The 4,375-nt window shown below is 65.1% G+C and carries 5 protein-coding genes; all 5 read right to left on the bottom strand.

The window, feature by feature from the left end; translation table 11 throughout:
* Positions 1–51: 51 nt before the first annotated feature.
* Positions 52–210, bottom strand: coding sequence for a hypothetical protein (locus G3T14_RS23195; protein ID WP_163644855.1), 159 nt, complete (start codon positions 208–210; stop codon positions 52–54).
* Positions 211–390: 180 nt separating this feature from the next.
* Positions 391–2,178: a PAS domain-containing hybrid sensor histidine kinase/response regulator gene (locus G3T14_RS23190; protein WP_204263022.1), complete on the bottom strand. Its 1,788-nt coding sequence runs from the start codon at positions 2,176–2,178 to the stop codon at positions 391–393.
* Positions 2,168–2,455 carry a circadian clock KaiB family protein gene (locus G3T14_RS23185; protein ID WP_348645334.1) on the bottom strand — a complete coding sequence of 96 codons (288 nt, stop codon included), beginning with the start codon at positions 2,453–2,455 and terminating at the stop codon, positions 2,168–2,170. The genes G3T14_RS23190 and G3T14_RS23185 overlap by 11 nt, the downstream gene beginning before the upstream one ends.
* Before the next feature lie 44 nt (positions 2,456–2,499).
* Positions 2,500–2,772 (bottom strand): circadian clock KaiB family protein, encoded by a 273-nt coding sequence (locus G3T14_RS23180; RefSeq protein WP_246733512.1) that lies wholly within the window; start codon positions 2,770–2,772, stop codon positions 2,500–2,502.
* 68 nt (positions 2,773–2,840) lie between these two features.
* Positions 2,841–4,375, bottom strand: a 1,535-nt coding sequence (gene kaiC / locus G3T14_RS23175; RefSeq protein WP_163644856.1) for a circadian clock protein KaiC, incomplete at its 5' end; no start/stop codon positions are given.

The raw sequence follows: 4,375 nt of genomic DNA, 5'->3' as shown, positions 1-4,375 counted from the left end.
CGGGGTATAGCTTAGCTCAGCCGCCAAACTGTCCAGGAAGGCGGGACCACCTCAGAGCGCCTGCTGGTGCGTGTTGGTGTAGAAGAAGCCGGAGAGCACAATCGTGATCATGACCACGATCAGGCTCACCTGCGCGGCAAGGCGATGACGAGCGTTGCTGCGCCGTACACCCGCAAGAGCAACACCATTCTCTTGTTCGCTGACGGCCATGTTCCTGTCCGGAATCCCAGTGTCAAACCCGTTTGACCGTGAGAACATCGAGCCACCAACCTGCTCCATTCCGGTGAAAGAACATGGCTAAGAAGTTCGGTACCTCGGCGGACACGGCTTCGAAGATCCGTCTGCCCGTACCTCTCGCCCCACCAACGGCTGCAACTCCACATACCGCCGTCAGAGCGCATCGGCACGGCGACGCGTGACGCCCGACGCCTCGATCATCGAACGGATGCGGGCGGCCATCGTATCGATGGCGAAGGGCTTGGTCAGGATCGCCATTCCGGGAGCGAGGTGTCCGTTCCCCACGACAGAGTTCTCCGCGTAGCCGGTGATGAACAAGACCTTGAGGTCCGGACGCGAGACACGTGCGGCGTCGGCCATCTGCCGCCCGTTCATGCCGCCGGGCAGGCCCACATCGGTCACGAGCAGGTCGATGCGCACGTCCGACCGGAGCACCTTGAGGCCCGCGACGCTGTCGCCGGCCTCGATGGCGGTGTAGCCGAGGTCCTCGAGGATATCGACGAGCAACATGCGCACCGTCGGTTCGTCGTCGACGACCAGGACCGTCTCGCCTTGAACGGAGCGGGGAAGCGTCGCCACCGCCGCCTCGCCGTTCTCCTTGTCGATCTCGCCGTAATGGCGGGGGAGGTAGATGGAGACGGTCGTACCCTTGCCGACCTCCGAGTAGATCCGCACCTGCCCGCCCGATTGCTTGGCGAACCCGTAGATCATGCTCAGGCCCAAGCCCGTGCCCTCGCCGAGGGGCTTGGTGGTGAAGAACGGCTCGAAGACCCGCGCGATCACCTCCGGTGGCATGCCCGTTCCGGTGTCGGTCACGCTCAAGGCCAGGTACTGCCCCTCCGGCATGTCCTGATGACGCGCAGCCCGTTCATCCAGCCATCTGTTCGCGGTCTCGATGGTGATACGGCCGCCGTCCGGCATCGCATCCCGGGCGTTGATGCAGAGGTTCAGGAGGGCATTCTCAAGCTGGTGCGGATCGACAAGGGTGCCCCAGATGCCCGATGTCCCGACGACCTCGATCAGGATCGCCGGTCCGACCGTACGCTGGATCATCTCCTGCATGCCGGTGACGAGGCGGTTCACGTCGGTGGGCTTTGGATCCAAGGTCTGACGACGCGAGAAGGCGAGAAGCCGATGGGTCAAGGCGGCGGCGCGCTTCGAGGCTCCCTGGGCGGCCGCCATGTAGCGCTCGACGTCGGTGAACCGACCCTGCTGCATCCGGGTCTGCATCAACTCCAGAGAGCCGGAGATCCCCGCGAGAAGATTGTTGAAGTCATGCGCGAGCCCGCCGGTCAATTGCCCGACCGCCTCCATCTTCTGGGCTTGCCTCAAGGCCTCCTCGACGCGTTCGCGTTCGGCCGCCTCGGTCCGGAGGCGGTCGTTGGCATCGGCGAGCTCGCGAAGATGAAGCCGCTGATCGCTGAGGTCGCTCAGCACGCCGCACAGGAGCGGAGTGACTTCCTCGCGGTGCAGCTGGCTCAAGGAGAGGTTGACCGGCAGCCCGATGCCGTCCTCCCGCGCCAAGACAAGCTCACCGCGCACGACCCCTGCGGACGCCGCTTCGAGCAACCGCAGGAACACCGGTACGTCCCCCGCGAACAGAAACGATTGCAAGGGAAGGCCGATGACCCGCTCCTGAGGAGCCCCGAGCATCTCGGCCAGGCGCAGGTTGCAGTAGAGAACCGTGCCATCGGTGCCGAGGGTGAACGCACCTTCCTGGATCTGCTCGATCAGGACACGGTACGGCCGGTCGGCATCCTCCAGCGTGTAGAGAAAGCGCTGCCCCGCCGGACCCTCCACGACCATCGCGTCGAAGTCCCCGCGCCGGATCGCGGAGACGGTCTCCTCCGCCTCCTCAAGCCGCGCTTCCATCTCGCGAAGGCGGGCGCGGTACTGCGCGGGAGTGAGGTCGGAGTCATCGCGCGAGATATCAGCGCTCATCGTTACCGACACCGAATCTAGGATCGAGCCCGAGTCCCCGCAGGACCCTGGCCTCGTCGGAAAGATCGCCGATCAATCTCCGTTGGGGAAGCGGCTCCAGACGAAGCAGCGTCGGCGCCGCCACGACCTGATGAAGCGACGCGAGATGGGGCTGCTGGTAGATGTCGACCGTCTCCAGGTCGACACGACCGGCCAAGGGTCCATCGCAGATCCTGCGCAGGTTCTCGATGGCACGACGCGACCGCGGGGTGATGCCGGCCACGAACAGGCGCAGCACGTAGTGTGGCCGGTCGGAGCTCGGTTCCAGGTTATCCTCCGCGATCAAACGGTCTTCGCTTTCGGTCGGATGTCGAGCCCGACCAGCACCTTCTCGGTGTTCGAAAGGTCGCCGATGATCCGCTTGAGCGGCTCCGGGATGCGGCGGACGAGGGTCGGGATGGCGAGGATCTGGTCCCCCGCGGCGAGTTGCGGATTCTTTACCAGGTCGATCACCTCGATGTCATAGCGGCCCTGCAGATGCTCCTCGCAAATGCGCTTGAGGTTGGCCAAGGCCGCCATCGACTTCGCGGTCTGCCCGGCGACGTAGAGGCGCATGTGGTACGGCCCGCCGTCGATCTCGTCGCCGGTACTCGTATCCACGGAGGGGCTGTTCGGGTCCTGGCTCATTCCGCAGCGCTCCGTCGTTGCGTGATGGCCCGACGTTCCGTCGCCAGTAGCGTCTCGCGAATCTCGTCCTCTCCCATCAGGACGGACTCCTCTTCCTCGGCCACCTCAAGGCTGGCACGCAACTCGGCGATCTGAAGCTCGATGGCCTGACGCCGCCGGATCACATCGCGCTTGCGCCGCTCGCTCTCCTGCCCGCGGCGCAGGAACTCGGCCTGCTCCTGAGCTTCCTGCACCACGCGGGCAGTTCCCGTGAGCACACCGGCCGGTCCGACATAGGCCTCGACGAGCTTGACGCCGGCCGCCGACATCTGGAATTCGCGAACCTGGTTCGAATGGCTCATGCCTCGGGCCTTGATCACGTAGAGGGTGCGGGTGCGCTCGCCGTTGGCCTCGACGCCGAGAAGCTTGATCCACGCGTCCATCAACGAGGACAGGCCGAGGTCGCCGCGCTCGTCGAACTCACCATCCGTGCGCAGGCTCGTGAACACCGCGGTAATGCCACGGCTCTTGAGCATGTCGACCATGCGCAGGATCGTCGATTGCAGTTCGGTCGCCGGACCGTGCAGGGCGGAGACCGGGTCGATCACGACAAGGCTTGGTTTGAACTGCTCGATGTCGCGGTGCATGCGCGCCAGATGGGTCTCAAGCCCGTACAGCGACGGGCGCGCGGCCTCGAACCGCAGCAATCCGCTGTCGACATGACGCTTCAGATGAAGGCCGACCGAGAGGCCATTGCGGCAGATCTGCGCGCCACTCTCCTCGAACACGAACGACATCACCCGCTCGCCGCGGGCGCAGGTAGCATCGACGATGTAGGAACTGACGGTGGTCTTTCCGGTGCCGGCGACGCCCGAGATGAGGATGCTGGACCCGCGAAAGAACCCGCCGGGGCTCAGCATCGCGTCGAGCCCCTCGATACCTGTCGGAACGATGTCGTTCGAAACGTCGTAATCGAGATCCGCCGAAGTGACCGGCAGGACGCTGATGCCGTCCTCGTCGATCAGGAAGGGGTATTCGTTCGTGCCGTGGGCGGAGCCACGGTATTTGACGACGCGCAGGCGCCGGGTCGTGACTTGGTCCTCGACCCGGTTGTCGAGCAGGATCACGCAATCGGAAACGTACTCTTCCAGTCCCTGCCGGGTCAGGGCGCCATCGCCGCGCTCGCCGGTGATGACGGTGGTCAGGCCACGCTCCTTGAGCCAACCGAACAGGCGGCGGAGCTCGGCGCGAAGGATGGACGCATCGCTCAAGCCCGCGAAAAGCGTCTCGATGGTGTCGAGGACAACGCGCTTGGCGCCGATGGTATCGACGGCGTGACCGAGCCTGATGAACAGGCCTTCGAGATCGTACTCGCCGGTCTCCTCGATCTCGCTGCGCTCGACCCGGACGTGATCGATGGCGAGCTTGCCCGCGGCGACCAGCCCGTCGAGGTCGTAACCGAGGGAGGCGACGTTGGCGGCGAGATCCTCGGCACGCTGTGTAGGGCGGTGACAAAACCATCCACTGGAGCGTTGGCGGGGTGCTGATGCGG

The organism is Methylobacterium sp. BTF04, assembly GCF_010692745.1.
In the GTDB taxonomy this organism is placed as follows: domain Bacteria; phylum Pseudomonadota; class Alphaproteobacteria; order Rhizobiales; family Beijerinckiaceae; genus Methylobacterium.
The sequence above is the reverse complement of the archived record's forward strand: the minus strand, read 5'-3'. Positions and strand labels throughout refer to the sequence as shown.